The sequence below is a fragment of the Defluviicoccus vanus genome (assembly GCF_014672695.1).
Taxonomy (GTDB): domain Bacteria; phylum Pseudomonadota; class Alphaproteobacteria; order Rhodospirillales; family Defluviicoccaceae; genus Defluviicoccus; species Defluviicoccus vanus.
The window spans coordinates 1,142,975-1,160,338 of sequence record NZ_CP053923.1 but is presented as its reverse complement, the minus strand read 5'-3'; the positions used below and the strand labels follow the sequence as shown (position 1 = coordinate 1,160,338).

13 protein-coding genes and 1 pseudogene are annotated in these 17,364 nt (G+C 63.5%); 7 read left to right on the top strand and 7 right to left on the bottom strand.

Annotation, left to right across the window (positions count from 1 at the left end; genetic code table 11):
* Positions 1–303: 303 nt before the first annotated feature.
* The 3 genes from HQ394_RS05240 to HQ394_RS05230 are packed head-to-tail and all read right to left on the bottom strand — an operon-like array spanning position 304 to position 3,762.
* Entirely contained in the window at positions 304–795 is a 492-nt protein-coding gene (locus tag HQ394_RS05240) for a hypothetical protein (RefSeq protein ID WP_190262390.1), read from the bottom strand.
* On the bottom strand, positions 764–2,122 hold the full coding sequence (locus HQ394_RS05235) for a two-partner secretion domain-containing protein (RefSeq protein ID WP_190262389.1): 1,359 nt from the start codon (positions 2,120–2,122) through the stop codon (positions 764–766). The genes HQ394_RS05240 and HQ394_RS05235 overlap by 32 nt, the downstream gene beginning before the upstream one ends.
* 11 nt (positions 2,123–2,133) lie before the next feature.
* Positions 2,134–3,762 (bottom strand): ShlB/FhaC/HecB family hemolysin secretion/activation protein, encoded by a 1,629-nt coding sequence (locus HQ394_RS05230; RefSeq protein ID WP_456151539.1) that lies wholly within the window; start codon positions 3,760–3,762, stop codon positions 2,134–2,136.
* A gap of 389 nt (positions 3,763–4,151) precedes the next feature.
* Here HQ394_RS05230 and HQ394_RS05225 point away from each other — a divergent pair, with 389 nt between their 5' ends.
* From HQ394_RS05225 to HQ394_RS05200, 6 genes are all read left to right on the top strand, one after another.
* Positions 4,152–4,727, top strand: a complete 576-nt coding sequence (locus tag HQ394_RS05225; RefSeq protein WP_223291861.1) for a PepSY domain-containing protein — start codon at positions 4,152–4,154, stop codon at positions 4,725–4,727.
* A gap of 136 nt (positions 4,728–4,863) precedes the next feature.
* Positions 4,864–5,541, top strand: a complete 678-nt coding sequence (locus HQ394_RS05220; protein WP_190262386.1) for a winged helix-turn-helix domain-containing protein — start codon at positions 4,864–4,866, stop codon at positions 5,539–5,541.
* Positions 5,528–6,910 carry a sensor histidine kinase gene (locus HQ394_RS05215; RefSeq protein WP_190262385.1) on the top strand — a complete coding sequence of 461 codons (1,383 nt, stop codon included), beginning with the start codon at positions 5,528–5,530 and terminating at the stop codon, positions 6,908–6,910. Before HQ394_RS05220 ends, HQ394_RS05215 begins: the two co-directional genes overlap by 14 nt.
* Positions 6,911–7,247: 337 nt before the next feature.
* Positions 7,248–8,972, top strand: a complete 1,725-nt coding sequence (locus HQ394_RS05210; protein ID WP_190262384.1) for a 2-oxoacid:acceptor oxidoreductase subunit alpha — start codon at positions 7,248–7,250, stop codon at positions 8,970–8,972.
* Between the two features lie 3 nt (positions 8,973–8,975).
* Complete coding sequence (locus HQ394_RS05205; protein ID WP_190262383.1) at positions 8,976–9,812, top strand: 2-oxoacid:ferredoxin oxidoreductase subunit beta; 837 nt, start codon at positions 8,976–8,978, stop codon at positions 9,810–9,812.
* 45 nt (positions 9,813–9,857) lie between these two features.
* On the top strand, positions 9,858–10,391 hold the full coding sequence (locus tag HQ394_RS05200) for a ferritin-like domain-containing protein (RefSeq protein ID WP_190262382.1): 534 nt from the start codon (positions 9,858–9,860) through the stop codon (positions 10,389–10,391).
* Positions 10,392–10,551: 160 nt separating this feature from the next.
* On the opposite strand, the gene HQ394_RS05195 is transcribed toward HQ394_RS05200, so the two are convergent.
* The 4 genes and pseudogenes from HQ394_RS05195 to HQ394_RS05180 all read right to left on the bottom strand — a co-directional run.
* Entirely contained in the window at positions 10,552–11,940 is a 1,389-nt protein-coding gene (locus HQ394_RS05195) for a multicopper oxidase family protein (RefSeq protein ID WP_456151538.1), read from the bottom strand.
* Between the two features lie 468 nt (positions 11,941–12,408).
* A complete protein-coding gene (locus HQ394_RS05190; RefSeq protein WP_223291524.1) occupies positions 12,409–13,356 on the bottom strand; it encodes an IS630 family transposase in 948 nt (315 codons plus the stop codon).
* 401 nt (positions 13,357–13,757) lie between these two features.
* Positions 13,758–14,933: an IS91 family transposase gene (locus HQ394_RS05185; RefSeq protein ID WP_190262380.1), complete on the bottom strand. Its 1,176-nt coding sequence runs from the start codon at positions 14,931–14,933 to the stop codon at positions 13,758–13,760.
* 12 nt (positions 14,934–14,945) lie between these two features.
* A pseudogene (locus HQ394_RS05180) lies at positions 14,946–15,128 on the bottom strand (tyrosine-type recombinase/integrase); the annotation flags it as partial.
* Positions 15,129–16,435: 1,307 nt separating this feature from the next.
* Here HQ394_RS05180 and HQ394_RS05175 point away from each other — a divergent pair.
* Positions 16,436–17,353, top strand: coding sequence for an ABC transporter permease subunit (locus HQ394_RS05175; protein WP_190262378.1), 918 nt, complete (start codon positions 16,436–16,438; stop codon positions 17,351–17,353).
* Positions 17,354–17,364 lie beyond the last annotated feature (11 nt).

The following is a 17,364-nucleotide window of genomic DNA, read 5'->3' as shown; positions in this document are numbered from 1 at the left end:
GCTGTTCCCATTTGCCGCAGTAGATCTCGAACTGGACTTCGCTTCCAGGCGCCGGCTTCGTTCGCGGGCTTTCGATGCGGCAGGGCTCACCCAGGAGGTTGGCGCCGGCGTCAACGGATGACAGCGTGGCGACGGTGCGCGGTGCACCTGCCTGACAGGCGAGCAGCAGGCTGCTGACAGCGGCGGCGCCGGCGGTGCGCAACAATATGGTCCATTGGGGAAGCCGACGTTTGCCTCCCCGAGCATCAGCGGCCACGGACGAGGTCCCACAGCTCGCGATTACCGTCGCTGGCAAACAGAGGGTCATCTTCCGGCCGGTCGTCCGCTGGCGGAGCGATGGCGATCAACTGCGCGTCGAAGGCGAGCGCCGCGATCGAGCGGCGTGGTTACCTGGATCAGCGGTTCCGTGTTGATTGGGGTGGTGGCGATCTCCAGAACGTCGGCCGGCTCGGCCGGCTCGGCCGCTGGCGGCGGGGGTGGCGGTGATTGCGCATAGGCGAAGACATTACCGGCGGTGGCGATGCTTCCCGGCGGCGACGTGGCATAGCCGGTATTGTAGAGCAGGGTACCATTAAGCCCAGCGCGTTCATCGGCGGCGGGATCGAGCGAATAAACCAGCCATCGTCCGGCGTTGGAAGTGGAGAGCGCGGCGCTTCCCGCCCGATTGAGAAAGCGGTTGGCGACGAGGACCAGTGGATCACCACTGCCGGTGGTTTGAATCGCCGCATTCAGGGTCAGCGTGCCGTCGGTTTTCAGCAGCACGTTATCGGCGGCGATTCCGGGTATTGTCCACATGGCCCACCGTCAGATCGCCGGTGTTGGTGATGCTGACGTCGTGGAAGGTCCGGTGGCTTGGCCCTTTGCTGCCAATGGCGAGCTCGCGCACGTTGGTGGCAAGGCTTACGCTTCCGCCACCGGGGGTGTGAGTGGCGTTCGCCGTACTCGCGACGTCTAGCTGCTGGGCGCTGACCAATCCGGCACGCTCGGTTGTGGCGTTTATGGCGCGCATACGGACAGTGCCGCCTGTCTGCACCGGCTGATAGATGTAGATGTTATTGGCCTGCAACGAGATGTCGGTGTCGCCGGGCTGGGTGATCGGCGCGGAGATGCCGAGGGCGTTCCGCGCCGTAATCGAGATCGAGCCACCATCGGCCGAGCCGGCCGCATCCACCACCGCTTTCTTATTGAGGGTAATGTGGTCGCCGACGAGATCGATGCTGCCGGCGTGGGCGCCCACCTCGCCCGGCGCGGTATCGAGCGTGCCGTTGACGGCGATCCAGCCATGTTCACCGCCGTCGAGGATAATCTTGCCGTTTTGAACCGAGATACCGCGGGCTTCGACCACGCCCGAGGTGTTGATGACGTTTTCGATCACGTGGAGGGCGGCGCTGGCGGTCAGCATGACGGTTCCGCCCGGCGTACTGATGGTGCCAGGGTTTTCCACCAGGGCGTTGGCGCCCGCCGGTGCAGTGGTCACCGCCGAAGTTGCGGCGAACCGCACCAGCCCGTCGCCGTCGAAGTCGAGAGTAAACGTGGGCACCCCGGCGAGGATCACCGTCGCCCGCCGTCCTTCGATCACGCCCTGGTTGCGCACGTGCGGCGCCACCAGCGCCGCCAGGCCCATCTCCCCCACCGTGATCGTGCCTTGATTGATGATTGACGCGTTGGCATCGGCGGTCGGGAACGCGAAGGCGAAGGTGTCGTGCATGAAATCGGCGTCGAGAATGTTGGCGGTGGTCGCCACCAGACTGTGTACGTCCACCCGGGCCGTTGGGCCGAAGAAGACACCGCTCGGATTGACCAACCAGACGCCGCCGTTGGCGGTGAGGATGCCGTCGATCACCGACGGCGAGATGCCTGATCCGTCGCCGATAACGCGATTGAGAGCGATTGACTCCTTTCCCAACTGTTGGAAGCGGGTGATCTCACCCGCGCTGATGCCAAATTTCTCCCAGTTGATGATCGCCCGGTCACTGGTCTGGGTAATGGTGGTTTCGTTACCATTGTGATTGATCGATGCGCTGCCACCAGCAACGGTGCCGCCCTGCGGGTTGGCGATTGCCGCCGCGGGCACCAACGCGGCGATTGCTGCCGCCATCGTCCAGAGCGCTGTCCGCCACATCGTTTCGCGCCTCACAATCGTCCCACCGCCCGGAAAAGGAACTGCGGATCGCGGTCCCCGTTGGCCCGGCCACTGTCCAGTGTCAGCGGCTTTGCCCCCACCAGTTCGAAGAACAGCCTATCGAAGGGAAACAGCCGCAGGCCGCCGCCGGTAGAGGTGAGTTGGTCCTCGCCCAGCGTCTGCCGGTCCCAGACGCGACCGCCGTCGACAAACCCGAATACCTGAACCCGATCAAACTCAGCCCACGGCAGCGGCTGGGTGTAGCGGAGTTCTGCCGTGCCGCCGATGCCGCTGTCGCCGGCAAGCGTCGCATAATCGTAGCCGCGACCGAACTGGGCTCCACCAAGGAGAAACTCCTGATCCGAGAGGACGCTGGTGAAGGCGTACTGGCCACTCGAAGCGACATAGACGGCCAAGTTGTCGTAAACCGGCTGCAAACGCGACAGTGATGCCTGAAACACCGTCGCCTGGCCGGTTCCGTCCGATCGTGACTTGTCGTCATCGCTGCGACGGGTGGCGTCGAGCACCGGCAATCCCTGACGCAGCGTCGTTTCGAAGGTGTTGGTACCGCGCCAAGCGTCGCGGAAATCGATGTTCGCCGTCATTAATAATACGCGTAGACGGTCGCGCGACAAGGTGGTGTTGCCGAAGAAATCGACATTGTCGTTGAGTGCCTCGAAGCCGAAGCGACCGGAGAGATTGAAGCTGCGGCTGCGGATGACCGGATAAACGGCGCTGGCGCCGGCGAGCCAGGTGTTGCTCTCGATGTCGAGCGGGGCGACCGTCGATCCCGGATGTGACACCCCGTAGGAATAGATGGTTTCCAGCGCCAGCCCGTCGCCACCCAGACGCCAGGAGGTGGAGAACTGACCAACCTTCTGGTTATGGTCGTCGAAGGGATTGGTGACGAAGCCGACAGCGCTCACCCGTTCGCCCAGCGGCGTCCAGGCGTTGGAGGATACGCTCGCCGCATACTCGTAGCGACCGGTGTAGTCGTCGCCCAGGTTGTCGACGAGCATCGACGCCTCGAAGGGCTGGCGACTGGCGCTCACCACCAGATCGGCGGCGCCGGGTTGGCTCGGCGCCGGTTGCAATAGGCCCGAAACGCTCAGTCCCGGCAGGTCGTTGGCGAGCAGCAGCGCGCGCTCCAGCGTGGCGAAACGCAATGGGCGCTCGCGGGTCACCGGGTCGATGTAGGCCTGGAGCAGGGATTGGACGGCGCCGACGTCGCCTTCGATCCGCACCGCGGCGACGAATCCTTCCAGCACCTGGAGNCGCACGCGGCCGTCTTCCACTGTCTGCACCGGCACGATTGCCCGGCTAAGGAAATAGCCATCGTCGCGGTAACGGCGCTCGATGTTCTTCGCCAACCGATAGATGTCAGCCAGCGTGACCTCGGTGTCGATGAGAGGGTCGAAGGTTGCCTGCAGCTCCGTGACCGGATAAGCAGTCACGCCGAACAGATCAACGCGCTGCAACCGGAAGCGTACCGCACCAGCACTTGGCGAGGGATACGCCGGCGCTGGTGGTGGTACACTCAACTGCGGTGCCGGGCTCGGCGCCTCCTCAGTCGGCAATCGCTGCAGTCGGACGTCCGGCAGCGCCGCCGGCGGGATATCAGGTGAAGCGCGCTGCGCCATGGCGTGCTGCATCGGTGCTGCCAACGCGACGCCAACAGTCAACGCGAATAACCATCGCAAATGCAAGATGGCGGCGCATTCGGTGCCGATCATGGCGAATACTCGCCACTTCGGGCGCGTTCCCACCCGTTCGGGTTCTTGACAGTGCCAAGGTCAAAACGTCGGTCCCGCACGCAATACACTTCATATTTTGCGTATTGTATGCACATTGTTCACGCAAACGCAATGTTCGCTCCGCGCATCGCCCGTTACTCCTCACCAATCGGTATAGTTTGGACAAAATGTCGCCAATCGGCAAAGAGCGATACTGCTTGGCATGCAGCACGCACACTCGGTGTTGCGATCGGCAAAGGAGCAAGACGACTATGTTGCGAAGGATGGTTTTGCCGGTGGCGTTGATGGCCGCCGTCACGGTTAGCAGCAGTGGTCTCGCGGTGGCTGCGCCACTGGCGACAGAAACGGCGAAAGAGGTTGCGCTAACGCTGCATGCCAAAGTGTCGCCGATCGAAGCGGTCGAAAAGGCAGAACAATACAGCAAAGCGCATGCGTTCGAGGTCTTCGCTCGCAAGGAAAAGATGGAGACGGTTTACGAGGTGAAAGCGGTGAACGCGGACGCGCTGCTGAAGCTGATCGTCGATCCCACCAGTGGCGCGGTACTGAAATCAAAGCAGATTACCTCGCTGAAAGACCTCGCCAGGGAGCACCAGAACGAACTGCATGAACTCGCGGCGGCAAAGACAACGCTCGCCGATGCCATGTCGGTCGCCGAGACCAGTTCCGGTGGCAAAGCGATCGAGGCCAGTTACAAGATGCATGAGGGCAAGTTAACCTATGCAGTGGTGGTCGAAAAGGCGGGCAGGAGCGAAACGGTGTTTGTCGATGCGGAACTCGGTCACGCTGTCTCGCCGATGAAGTCGTCGAGCGTCAGCGGAGAGATGGGGGCGAAGGAGGGGGCGGCGAAGTAGCAACCCAACGCTGATGCCGGACTGAGGCCTGGCCTTGACCTGCAGGCCTTAGTCCACGCCTCGCGCGTCCTGCCTTGCATTCGCCCGATCGGCGAAGGAGTCCCGCTGCGGCAGCGATATCGTTAGAATAGTGGCCATGAAGATTCTACTTATCGAAGATGACAGCGTCACCGCTGGTTTTGTCGCCAATGGCCTGCGCGAACAGGGGCACGGGGTGGACATCGCCGACAATGGCCGCGACGGCTTGTTCCTGGCCGCCGGCACACCCTTCGATCTCCTGATCGTCGATCGGATGCTGCCGGGCCTGGACGGGCTGGCACTTGTGAAAACGGTCCGCGGCGCCGGGCTGAAAGTGCCGGTCCTGTTCCTGACCGCGCTCGGCTCCGTCGACGACCGGGTCAGTGGCCTCAACGCCGGTGGCGACGATTATCTCGTCAAGCCCTTCGCCTTTGCCGAATTGCTGGCGCGGGTCGACGCGCTCTGCCGCCGGCCGACGCTGCAGGACCAGCAGACGGTGCTTCGATGTGGCGACCTGGAACTGGATCTACTGAAGCGGCGGGTCCGGCGGCGTGAGCGGCCGATCGAACTGCAGCCGCGCGAGTTTGATCTGTTGGCCTATTTGCTGCGCCACGCCGGGCAGGTGGTGACGCGAACGATGCTCCTGGAGCATGTGTGGGAACTGCACTTCGATCCAAAGACCAATGTGGTCGAGACGCACATCAGCCGGTTGCGCAGCAAGATCGACAAGGGTTTCGACGTGGATCTGATCCATACTGTACGCGGCGCCGGCTACATCCTCCGTGCGCCGGAATAGGCTCCTTCGTACCTCGAACTTTCGGCTGACGGTACTCTATGTCGGCCTGTTCGGCGCGTCCGTCTGCGTCATCCTGCTCGTAACCTATTGGGCGATTGCGGGTCTGCTAGCCCAGCAGTTGGAAGCCGACATCAAGCTCGATCTGCATGACCTGCAGGAGGAATATCGCCTGGGCGGCTTGCCGCGGCTGCAGAAGACGCTGGAAGGCCGTCTGCACAGCCGCGATCATGCCGATTACTACCTGCTGCAGACCCGCGCTGGCCGGCGGATTGCCGGCAATCTACCGGCGATGCCGCCGGTACGCACGTGGCAGAATCTGCCGCCTCCGGCCGGTGGCAGTCCGGTAGCCGAGCACGCATATATCCGCGCCCACGGCGTGGTGTTGCCTCCCGACGGCCTCTTCCTGCTCGTGGGGCATGACGCCCATCGGTTGCGCGAAGTCCGGGCGCTGATCCTCGATGCCTTCGCCTGGAGTCTGGCGGCAACGGTGGTCCTGGGCGTCCTCGGCGGCATCGTCATGAGCGCCGGTATGCTGCGGCGGATCGATGCCATCAATCGAACCAGCGCACAGATCATGCAAGGCGACCTGGCGCGGCGGATACCGCTCAGTGGCAACGACGACGAATTCGATCGCCTGTCGGAAAACCTCAATGCCATGCTCGATCGTATCGCGGCGCTGATGCAAGGCCTGCATCAGGTCAGCAACGATATCGCCCACGATCTGCGAACGCCGCTGACCCGGCTGCGGCAACGCTTGGAAGGGGCGCGTGCGTCGGCGCGCTCGGTCGAGGATTTCGATATGGCGGTGGAGGCGGCGATCAGCGATACCGACGCCATCCTTGAGACATTCTCCGCTCTGCTGCGCATCGCCCAGCTGGAGGCGGGAGCGCAGCGCGCCAGTTTTGACGATGTTTCGCTGTCAGACGTCTTCACCACGGTGGTGGATCTCTATGCCCCGGTGGCCGACGACCGTGGTCGCAAACTGCTGAGCCGGATCGAGCCGAATATCCACGTCGCCGGAGATCGTCAGTTGCTGACACAGATGATCGTCAATCTGATCGAAAACGCGTTCGACCATTCTCCCGGCGGCCAATCGATCGAGGTCAGTCTCGGCGCCGGAAGCGAGGGGCCGATCGGCCTTGTCGCCGACAATGGTCCGGGGATTCCACCAGCCGAGCGCGAACGGGTCTTCCAGCGCTTCTACCGCCTCGACCGCAGCCGTTCGCAGCCGGGCAGTGGTCTCGGGCTTAGTCTGGTGGCAGCCATTGCCCAGTTGCATGCGATAAAGGTTGAGCTCAGCGACAATGGCCCGGGCCTGCGGGTTACCCTGCAGTTTCCGCATCAAGCATTGGCGATGGCGCTAGCGTGAGGCGGAGCGCAGGAAGCGAAATGACGTCGGTGTGGATTCAATTGATCCATGGCGGCGTTTGCGTTAGTGGCGAGCATGCTGTTGCCGCCGCCACTGCTGTCGGTCATTGCCTCGCGCGACGATCGTGCTCGCCGTCGCGCCTCGCCGGCCGGTCCATGCCGCTATCGAGGCATGCGGCTTGCATGCCGGCGGCCCGTGACGTCTGCTCGCGGCGGCGACGAGTGCTTGCACCCCCGGGTGCCGGGTGTCCGGAGATGTGTCGCGGCGGCGGGTGGCAAGGAATGGCGGCCTGTAACGAAACAGGCGCAGCAAATTCATAAGAAGGAGGGAAGGCTCCGTGTCAGCTGAAACGGTGTCGATCGCCATCACCGGAGCCGGTGGTGCCGGGGTGATGACGGCGGCGCAAATGGTGCTCAATGCCGCGGCGAGGACCGGCCTTTACGGTCTGATGGCTCGCTCCACCGGGCCGCAAATTCGCGGCGGCGAGGCTGCCGCCTTCATTCGTCTTGGCGCGAAGCCAGTCAATTGCCTCGACAATCGCTTCGATGTCATGGTGTCCCTCGACTGGCTCAACGTCGAGCGTTTCGCTGCCGAGATTCCGCTCGACGCGGCAAGCCTGATCGTCTGTGACGCCGACGCCGGCCCACCGCCGTCACGCATCGTCGCCAGTGGTGCGCAATTCGTCACGCTGCCGTTGCAGCAGACGGTGAAATCACTGCCCGGTGGCCGTCTTAACATGCTGGGTCTGGGCGTCCTCGCCGCCATCCTCGGCGTACCGGATGACGCGATCACGGTGGTGGTCGAAAAGGCTCTGCGCAAACGCGGCCAGGCGGTGCTGGATGCCGGCCTCGCCGGCGTCACCGCCGGCCGCTCCTTGGTCGAAGGCCTCGACGTAGGGCGTTTCCATCTGCAAGGGGCGAGCACGGCGGCGCGGACCGATCGATGGAGCGTCAGCGGCAACGAGATGGCGGGCCTGGGCGCGGTGCGCGGTGGCATCCGTTTCGTCGCCGCCTATCCGATTACTCCCGCAACCGAAATCCTCGAGTGGCTGGCGCCCAACCTGGAGAAGGTGGGGGGCGTTCTGGTGCAGGCGGAGGATGAACTCGCCTCGATCAACATGATCATCGGCGCCTCCTTCGGCGGCACACCATCGCTGACGGCGACCTCGGGCCCCGGCCTGGCGTTGATGATGGAGGCGATCGGCCTGTCGGTGGCCTCCGAGACGCCAATCGTCGTCGTCAACGTCATGCGTGGCGGTCCGTCCACCGGCATTCCCACCAAGTCGGAGCAATCGGACCTCAACATCGCCCTCTATGGCCTGCATGGCGACGCGCCACATATCGTCACCGCTGCTAACTCCATCAGCGATTGCCTCTTCACCACCCAGTGGTCGGTGCATCTGGCGGAGCAGTTACAGGCTCCGGTGATCACGCTGACGGATCAGTCGCTCGGCCAGTCGCGCGCCGTCATCGACCGTCCTGCCGATATCAGCTTCTTCAGCAAGCGGGAAACCTTCGCCGCTGCCGCGGCAACACCCTATCAACGGTACGCGATCACCGGATCGGGCGTCTCGGCGATGGCGATCCCAGGCACGCCGGGTGGCGAGTACGTCGCTGACGGCCTTGAACACAGCGTCACCGGCCGACCGTCGAGCGGCGCCGAAGACCATGGCGAGCAACTGGCGAAGCGGGCTCGCAAGCTGGAGGATCTCGACTACGGCCAGTACTGGGCCGAGATCGAGGGCGAAGGCCCGCTTGCGGTGGTGACCTGGGGATCGTGCGCCGGGCCGGTGCGCGAGGCGGCCGAACTGGCGCGGGCAGCCGGCATGGATCTTCGGGTGATTTCGCTGCGGCTTCTCGCCCCGGCGCAGACCGACCGGCTGGAGCAGGCGCTTGCCGGCGTTGAGCGGCTGCTGGTGGTGGAGCAGAGCCATTCGCGTCAGTTCTACCGCTACCTGCGCGCCTTCTATGACCTTCCGGGTGAGATCCGCGTCTTCAGCCGACCGGGACCGCTGCCGATCCGCTCGAGTGAGGTCCTGCAACACATCCAGTCCTGGAGCTGAGCGATGAGCGCACTTCCTGAGCAGACGGCGTTGAGTGCGAGCGACTTCAAGTCCGATTACCGGCCGGTGTGGTGCCCCGGTTGCGGCCACTATTCGGTGTTGTCGTCCTTGACCAAGGCGCTCGCCGAACTTGCGGTCCGCCGCGAGGACATCGCCGTCATTTCCGGCATCGGTTGCTCGTCACGCATCCCCGCCTACACCAATCTCTACGGCTTCCATTCGGTGCATGGGCGGGCGCTGGCGGTGGCCACCGGTCTCAAGGTGGCACGGCCGGACCTGCTGGTGATCGTTGCTGGTGGCGATGGTGATGGCTATTCCATCGGCGGCAACCACTTCATCCACGCCTGTCGTCGCAACGTCGACATGACCTACATCGTCATGGACAATCAGGTCTATGGCATGACCAAGGGCCAGGCGTCGCCGACGACGCCTGCCGACTGGGACAAGAGCAAGTTGACGCCGCACGGCACCGGGGTGAGCCCGTTCCATCCGCTGGCCGTGGCGCTTGCCGCCGGGGCCAACTTCATCGCCCGCTGCTTCGCCGGCGATCCCAACGGCACCGCGCGGGTCATCACCGAGGCTGTCCGTCATCCTGGCTTCTCCATGGTGCAGGTGCTGAGCCCCTGCGTCACCTATCAGCCGGAACAGCGCGAGTGGAAAAACACGGTGCGCAAGGCCGACATCGTCACCACCTCGGAAGCCGACCTCGCTGCCCGCTGGCTGATGGCCGATGACGGCCTCAGCACCGGGGTGATGTACAAGGGGCATCGTCCGGTTTACCGGCCGGAGCTGGAGGAGACGGCAAGCGTCGCGGACCTGGAAAAATGGTTTGCGGTCTGACGCCTGGGCCTTGAACGAGGGCAGTGCGGGAAAAGGAGAAGGACGATGGTTGAGGTTAGGAAGGCCCCGGGCGATATCGCGACAGTGGAGGAGTTCCTGGCGCATGCGTTGACCCTGGAGAACGAAGCCGCCGATGGCTACCAGGAGATCGGCGACAGCATGGCGGTACACAACAATCCCGAAGTGGCTGAGCTGTTCTACAAGTTCTGCAAGTACGGGCGGATGCACGCGAGCGAGGTGCAATCCCTGGCCACGGGACTGACACTGCCGCACATCGCGCCATGGGATTTTGCCTGGGAAGATGGCGAGAGCCCGGAGACGCCCGGCGCCGACAGTGTCCACTACATGATGACGCCCTCGCAGGCGCTGCTGCTTGCCCTGCGTGCGGAACAGCAGGCACACGACTTCTACGCCACGGTGGCGAAGACGACGAAGGTGCCCCGGATCAAGGAGCTGGCGAGCGAGTTTGCCAGCGAGGAAGCGGAACACGTCCGCCTGCTCGAAGAGTGGATCGTCCGCTACCCCAGCGCCGAAAAGAACTGGGACTTCGACCCCGATCCGCCGTCAATGCCGGAGTAGAACGCAGAGCTGCATCTCGTCGCGGGCGCCCCTACGGATTTCGCCGCCGTGCGGGGGCGGATGGCGACCTCCCGCAAGAGGCATGCCTTCCACAGCCGGCCTCCTAGCGGCTTGCGAAACTGCGGTGCAAGCCGCGTATCGAGCCGTCGCTCTCGGTCCGTCACGGGGTCGTGTGGCACATCTTGATATCGGGCCGCGGCTTCGATGGGTCGATCACCTGCACCACCGACATCATCCCCTGATCTTCATGTTGGATGATATGACAGTGGTAGACGAACTTGCCGAGAATAACCGGGTCGGTGAAGGGGATTAGCACCGTCACCACACTCGGTTTGCTATCGCTCGCTGCTGCCGGAAGCGTCACCACGTCGTTGTAGCCGTTGAACGGTTGTGGTTGGCCATTGATGTCGATGACTTGGAAATCGAGCTGGTGGATGTGAAAGACGTGCGCTTCCTGTGCCGTATTCTTGATCGTCCACCGTTCAACGTCACCGAGATTGACCACNGAGTCGACGCAATTGGGGCTGTAAGGCTTGCCGTTGATGTAGAACAGGTCGGGCAGCACCGTATCGGCGAAGACGATAGTCCGATTCTTGGCGATCGGGCCCTTCCGCAAGTCGGGTAGTTTCGGAAACGCCGTAGCCGGCGGGATGGGGATGGGAGTGACCGGGGTGCCCTTCGAAATCACCGTCAGCATTAGTTGCCCGGGATATTGATCGCCGGCGGGGCCGGTGCTGAATGCGGCGTCCTGTAGCTGATAGGTTCCGGCGGGCGGCCCGTAGACCAGGACTTCGCGGCGGCTTCCGGGCGGTAGAATAAGAGTCGTTACCGTCGTCGGTCGGTTTTGTAAATTGCCATCCGTAGCAATGACGTAGAATTTCTGTCCGCCCATACTTAATTTGTAGAATATGTTCGAGCTTTGGTTGCCGATTCGCCAGAATTCCAGCTGGCCGGGCCGCATTTGCAGTTGTGGTTTATAGAGGCCGTTGATTGTTCGCTTGGTGGTCGGGCCGCTCGGGTCGGGATCCTCGACGGGCATGCCGTTTGCTGTCTTCAGATCCTTCAGCAGCATTACCCGTTCGGGAATAGTCTTCAGCGAAGGAAAGGGAGCGAGGACGTCACCGATGATGATGCCGCCCGCCATACCACCGGAGATTTGCGTATTCAGCAGCGGATCCCGATGCGGGTGGTACCAGTAGAGGCCCTGCCGGTGGTTCTTCGGGATCGGGAAGTCGTATTGAAACGAATCTCCCATATCGACGCTGATGAAAATATTGTCCCCAGTCGAGCGCGGGGTCACATTGAAGCCATGGTAATGTAGATTAGTCGGCAATTGAGCGAAATTATTCAGCAGTAATGTGACGCGATCGCCCGGCATCACTCGCAAAAGCGGCGGCGTGTAGAGTCCATTATACAATGCCGTAAAGAGCACCTGTTGTCCGGCGACGCTGAGTTGTGCCGGCTCTACAGTCAGCGTTGCTGATAGAACGCCTTGCTTGCTGACGATCTGCGGTGGGTTCTGCAGCGGCTGACCCACTGTAACCGTCATCGGCGTGCGGGTACTGACTGCTTCGACCGCATCAAGGACAGGGTTCGGTTCCGCCGCGATGCCATTTGCCGTCGATGCAATAAAAGCTATCCCGGCAACAAGTGCGGTGCGTCGAAAAGATGACAGCACGTTTTCTTCCCTCCCATCCCTATTCGCTGCATTTTCGCCCTATTGAGCAATAGTGACTGCAGTCTATTCAAGCTGCGGCATTTTCTCCTATTTTGATACGCAGTGTCAATAATAACGTGTGTACATAGATAAGTCTGTAGTAGAGTTGTTCTGGTTGTCCAAGCGTAAATATTGCATCTCAAAAGTAGTGTGCCGTTGATGGTTGCAGCGATCGAAGCCAGCTATTTTGACTCTACTATTTGTCTCCGCAGGCGAACCCGACCATGCGGCCGGCCACCGGCGCCTCGATCCTACGGCGCGCCACTCCCCCTCTTGCATGATCGCGGCTAGAGCGGAATCCTACCAGTCTGGATCGTATCCGCAGGCGCTGAAGTAGTTTGCGCACTCGGCTGGGGTGAAGTCGTCGGCGAAGCGGCCGATGGCGGCCCAGAGGGCTTCGACGGTGCGCTCGGCGGCCTTGCGGAGCAGGGCCTTGAGCTTCGCGAACGCCTTCTCAATGGGGTTGAAGTCGGGGCTGTAGGGCGGCAGGAAGAGGAGGCTGGCGCCCGCGTCCTTGATCAGCGCATCGGTGCGCGGCCCCTTGTGGCTGGACAGGTTGTCCATGATCACGATGTCGCCGGGGCGGAGCTCGGGGACGAGCACCTTCTCGACATAGGCATCGAAGGCGTCGCGGTTGATCGCTCCGGTGAGCACGAAGGGGGCGATCATGCCGCGCATGGTCAGGGCGCCGACGAAGGTCGTGGTCTTCCAGTGGCCATGGGGAAGCCCATGCGCAGCCGCTCGCCGCGGGGCGCGCGGCCGTAGGTACGGCCCATGTTGGTCTTCGCCCAGGTCTCGTCGATGAACACGAGGCGCTCCGGGGCCAGGTCGATCTGGCCGTCGAACCACGCCTCGCGCTGCTTCAGGATGTCGGGGCGGTCCTGTTCGGTCGCATGGCCGGTCTTTTTTGCGCGTGAGCCCGTGGCGGCGGAAGAACCGCTGCAGCGTGCCGTAGCCGAAACCGTGGCCCCGCTCGGCCAGCGTCGCGCGCAGCTCTTCGGTGGTGACGTCCGGCGTCGCCTCGATCAGCTGCCGGATCAGCGCGCCTTGCGCCTCGACGCGGGCGGAGCGGCGGTCGCCGCCGAGCGGGCCAGGGCGCGGATCACCCTGCGTCCGCTCCAGCGCCCGCCATCGGCTCACGCTGGCGGCGCTGACGCCGAACCGCGCCGCCGCCGCGCGATGGCTCGCGCCTTCCGCCACCGCCTTGAGAACCCGGACGCGAAGATCGAGGGAAAGCGCTGTCGACATGTCCACCGGCCTCCTCCTCCGGCAGACATCTTGAATCAGAACCAGCCCCCAATGGGAATCTGGAGGCTTCTGTGAGGTCGCGTGACGAGGTGTTTGGCGTGCGTCGGCGCGACCTCATTGAAGCCGGATTGAGCGAACCCGCGGATGGCCGGCGAGCTATGGGGATTGTTGCCGCGTCTGGTGGTCCGAGACAGCTTTCGGGCGGGTCTGCATGAGAATTGCCCGGGAGCGGTCGAGGCCGGCGATGCCGGGCGGTTGGTCGCGGCAGTGAGCTGAACCGCGCGTTCGAGGGGCGCTGCGCCGGATCTGGCGCAGCCGGGCAGGCTGTTGGACAAGGCTATGGGCACCGACGCACGGCAGCGTCGGTGCCGGACAGGCGGAGCGGCAAGGATGCCGGCGGCTCATGAGGTGTCCTGGCGGAACGAGGGGCGGGGCGGTGGTCGAAGGAGGATGGCGAAGGTGATCATCGCGCCGCCGCAGCAGGGGCAGCGATCGAACGCAATGGTGGCCTGCTTCGGCTCAGTCGGTGTTGCGGGCTCGATGATCGGTCGCGCGGCCAACAACTCGCGGCACAGCGCCAGCTTCGCGGCGCGGTGGCCGTTTGCGAGGAAGCCGTAATGGCGGATGCGATGGAACCCGTCCGGCAGGGTGTGGAGCAGGAAGCGGCGGATGAACTCGTCGGCGTCGAGGGCCATGACCTTCGATTTGCCGTGGTGACGATAGTCCTTCCAGCGGAACGTGACGTCATCCTCGGTCACGGTCATCAGCCGCGAATTGGCGATGGCGACGCGGTGGGTGTAGCGAGCGAGATAGGCCAGCACCTGTTCCGGCCCACCGAACGGCGGCTTCGCATAGACGATCCATTCGGCCCGCCGCAGATCGCGGAGGCGACGAGCGAAGCCGGCCGGGTCGGCGAGGTGGGCGAGATCGCCGAACAAGCCGAGCTGACCAGCGTCGAACGCGGCGCGCAGTTCGTCCAGGAACAGCCGGCGAAACAGCCGCGAGAGGACGCGGATCGGCAGGAAGAAGCCGGGCCGGCAGGGCGACCCAGCGGTGCCGTCGGGCGACGGGCCACCGCCGGGTACGACGCAATGGACATGGGGATGATGCTGCAGGGTCTGGCCCCAGGTGTGGAGCACGGCGACGAGACCGATCTCGGCCCCGAGGTGATTCGGGTCGGCGGCGATCCGGCGCAGCGTCTCCGCCGCCGTGCGGAACAGGATGGCATAGACCGTCTGCTTGTTCTGGAAGGCGATCTCGGCCGCCGGCGACGCTACCGTGAAGACGACGTGGAAGTACGGCACCGGCAGGAGCTCGGCCTGCCGGGCAGCCAGCCACTCGGCGCGGGCCTGACCCTGGCACTTCGGGCAGTGCCGGTTGCGGCAGGAGTTGTAAGCGTGGCGGACGAAGCCGCAGTCGGCGCAACCCTCGGCATGGCCGCCCAGCGCCGCCGTCCGGCACAGCGCGACCGCACTCATCACCCGCCGCTCGACCCGGCCCAGATGGCCGTCGTGCGCCCGGCGATAAGCATCCCCATGGCGGCGGAAGACATCCGCCACCTCCCATCTGGCCGCCATCGTGCGGCCGCATCAGGCGGGCGGCACGACCTCCAGCGTCAGCCGGTCGAGCGGGCTCTGCGTTCGCCGGATCAGGCCGTTCGAGACCCGGGTATAGCGGACCGTGCTCGACAGATTGGCGTGGCCAAGCAGCACCTGGATGATGCGGATGTCGGTGCCGTTCTCCAGCAGGTGGGTGGCGAAGCTGTGCCGCATAGGCCGTTGCCAGCGCAGCGCGGCTCTTCAGGCTGGGCACCGCCTCGAGAAAGCGCACCACTTCATCGGCATTCAACACCACTGGCAGCTTGTGCGGCTCGCGCGCGTAGGGGATCCGCTCCGGGATCTCGCCGTGCCCGAGCGTCACGCCGTAGAAAAACCGCAGGGCACACACCGTCTGGTTCAGCGCCGGCCACGAAATGCCGGTCGACACCAGATGGACCTGGAACGCGCGCACGTCCTCCAGGCCAAGCTGGTCCGGCGAGCGACGCGAAGTGGCGGCTGAACTTGCTGACCGCGTGCAGATAGGACCGTTGCGTCGCCGGCGACAGATTGCGGACCGTCATGTCCTCGGTCATGCGCCGGCGCAGAGGGCTCATCTCGGCCATCGAGGTGCTCCTGTCTGAGAATAGGGCTTCAACACGCCGTAATCCTCTCAGACGGGAGCTGTCCCTGCTAACCGATCACCCCACTCCCGCGACAGCGGGTTCGTTCAATCCCCAACGATTCACTCAGATCGGCCTCCGCTCTAGCTGTGATCGCATACGCCACGTATGGCAACTGATGCTGCGGCACCCCAAATTTATAAATGTGAGCGCAGCGCAATCCGCCAACAGACAGCGTTGCGAGGTCGGGCTTCTCACGTCGCGCCGGCCAGCGCCTTGACAACGGTCGGCAAGCGGGTGCATAGTAATAGTAGGTCAACAGTAGTTGGAGGGTGCATCGAACGCATGACCCCGCCGGATCAGCAAGTGGTCACCGGCCCCTTGGCACCGGTGACGAAGTTGAAAGCCCAAGCTTCAACTCGATGTGTTCGAGTTCGGAAGCTACAGTCTTCCGAAAAATAAGACCCTCGGCGCGCCGCTTTGCCGGCCCGAGGGTCTTTATTTTTGTTTATTTGTTTATGGCGGAGGCCAGCGTCAATGTTCGCCGAAGGCGCGGCGCCTTCGGCGCTCCGCGGTTAACGTCGATGAACAGAATGCAAATCCTGAGCCCGCGGCGGCGCGGTGTGCCACATGGGGCGATCGGGTGAGCAGCCGTACGCGGTCGAGGCGGCTGGGCCGAGATCGCAAGCGTCCCTATCTCGCTGCCGCCGGCCGCCAGCTGCCTTGCGCTGGCTCACCGCTTGCCTAGCATCCACCGAATCCGGCGTGGAACGGTGAGCCAGGCGGGTGAGCTGTTGCATTGATAGCCAAAAACGGTAAACACATAGCGGTCTGCTCAGGGGCAAACGCCCGGGCAATGGTGGCGTTGGCCACGATCACGCGCCAGAAGAGCAACAAGTCCGCGCGCAGGGGAGGTGGCTATTGGCGTATTTTCTCCAGCAGCTGATCAACGGGCTGACGCTCGGCGCCATTTATGGCCTGATCGCTCTTGGCTATACGATGGTCTACGGGATCATTGGCATGATCAATTTCGCCCATGGCGAGATATTCATGATCGGTGCTTTCGTCGCGGTCATCACCTTTCTCCTGCTCGGCATGGCTGACGTCACCTGGGTGCCGCTCGCCATCGTTCTTGTTCTTCTCTCATCAATGGTCTTCACCAGTGTCTATGGCTGGACGCTGGAGCGGATCGCCTATCGGCCGCTGCGCAAGGCGCCACGTCTGGCGCCGCTGATCTCGGCGATCGGCATGTCGATCTTCCTGCAGAACTTCGTGCAGGTGCTACAGGGACCGCGGACAAAGTCGCTGCCGCCGGTGGTCAAAGGGGGGATTGAACTGATGCACCGGGGCGACTTCGTTGTGCGCCTCAGCTACCTGGAACTGATTCNNATCATCCTTTTGACCATCGGCTTGATGCTGGCGTTCACGCTGATCATCACCCGAACCTCCATCGGCCGGGCGCAACGGGCCTGTCAGCAGGACACACTGATGGCCTCGCTCGTCGGCATCAATGTCGACCGGACGATTTCGATCACCTTCGTCATGGGTGCCGCGCTCGCCGCCGTCGCCGGTACCATGTTTGCCCTCCGTTACGGCGTCATCGACTTCTTCATTGGCTTCCTTGCCGGGATCAAGGCTTTCACCGCCGCGGTGCTGNGGGGGATCGGCTCGCTGCCGGGCGCCATGTTGGGCGGCCTCCTGATCGGCCTAATCGAGGTGTTCTGGTCGGCTTATTTCACCATCGAATATAAAGACGTTGCCGCGTTCTCGATCCTCGTCATGGTGCTGATCTTCCGGCCCACCGGCTTGCTCGGCCGACCGGAAATCGAGAAGGTCTGAAGATGGNCGGC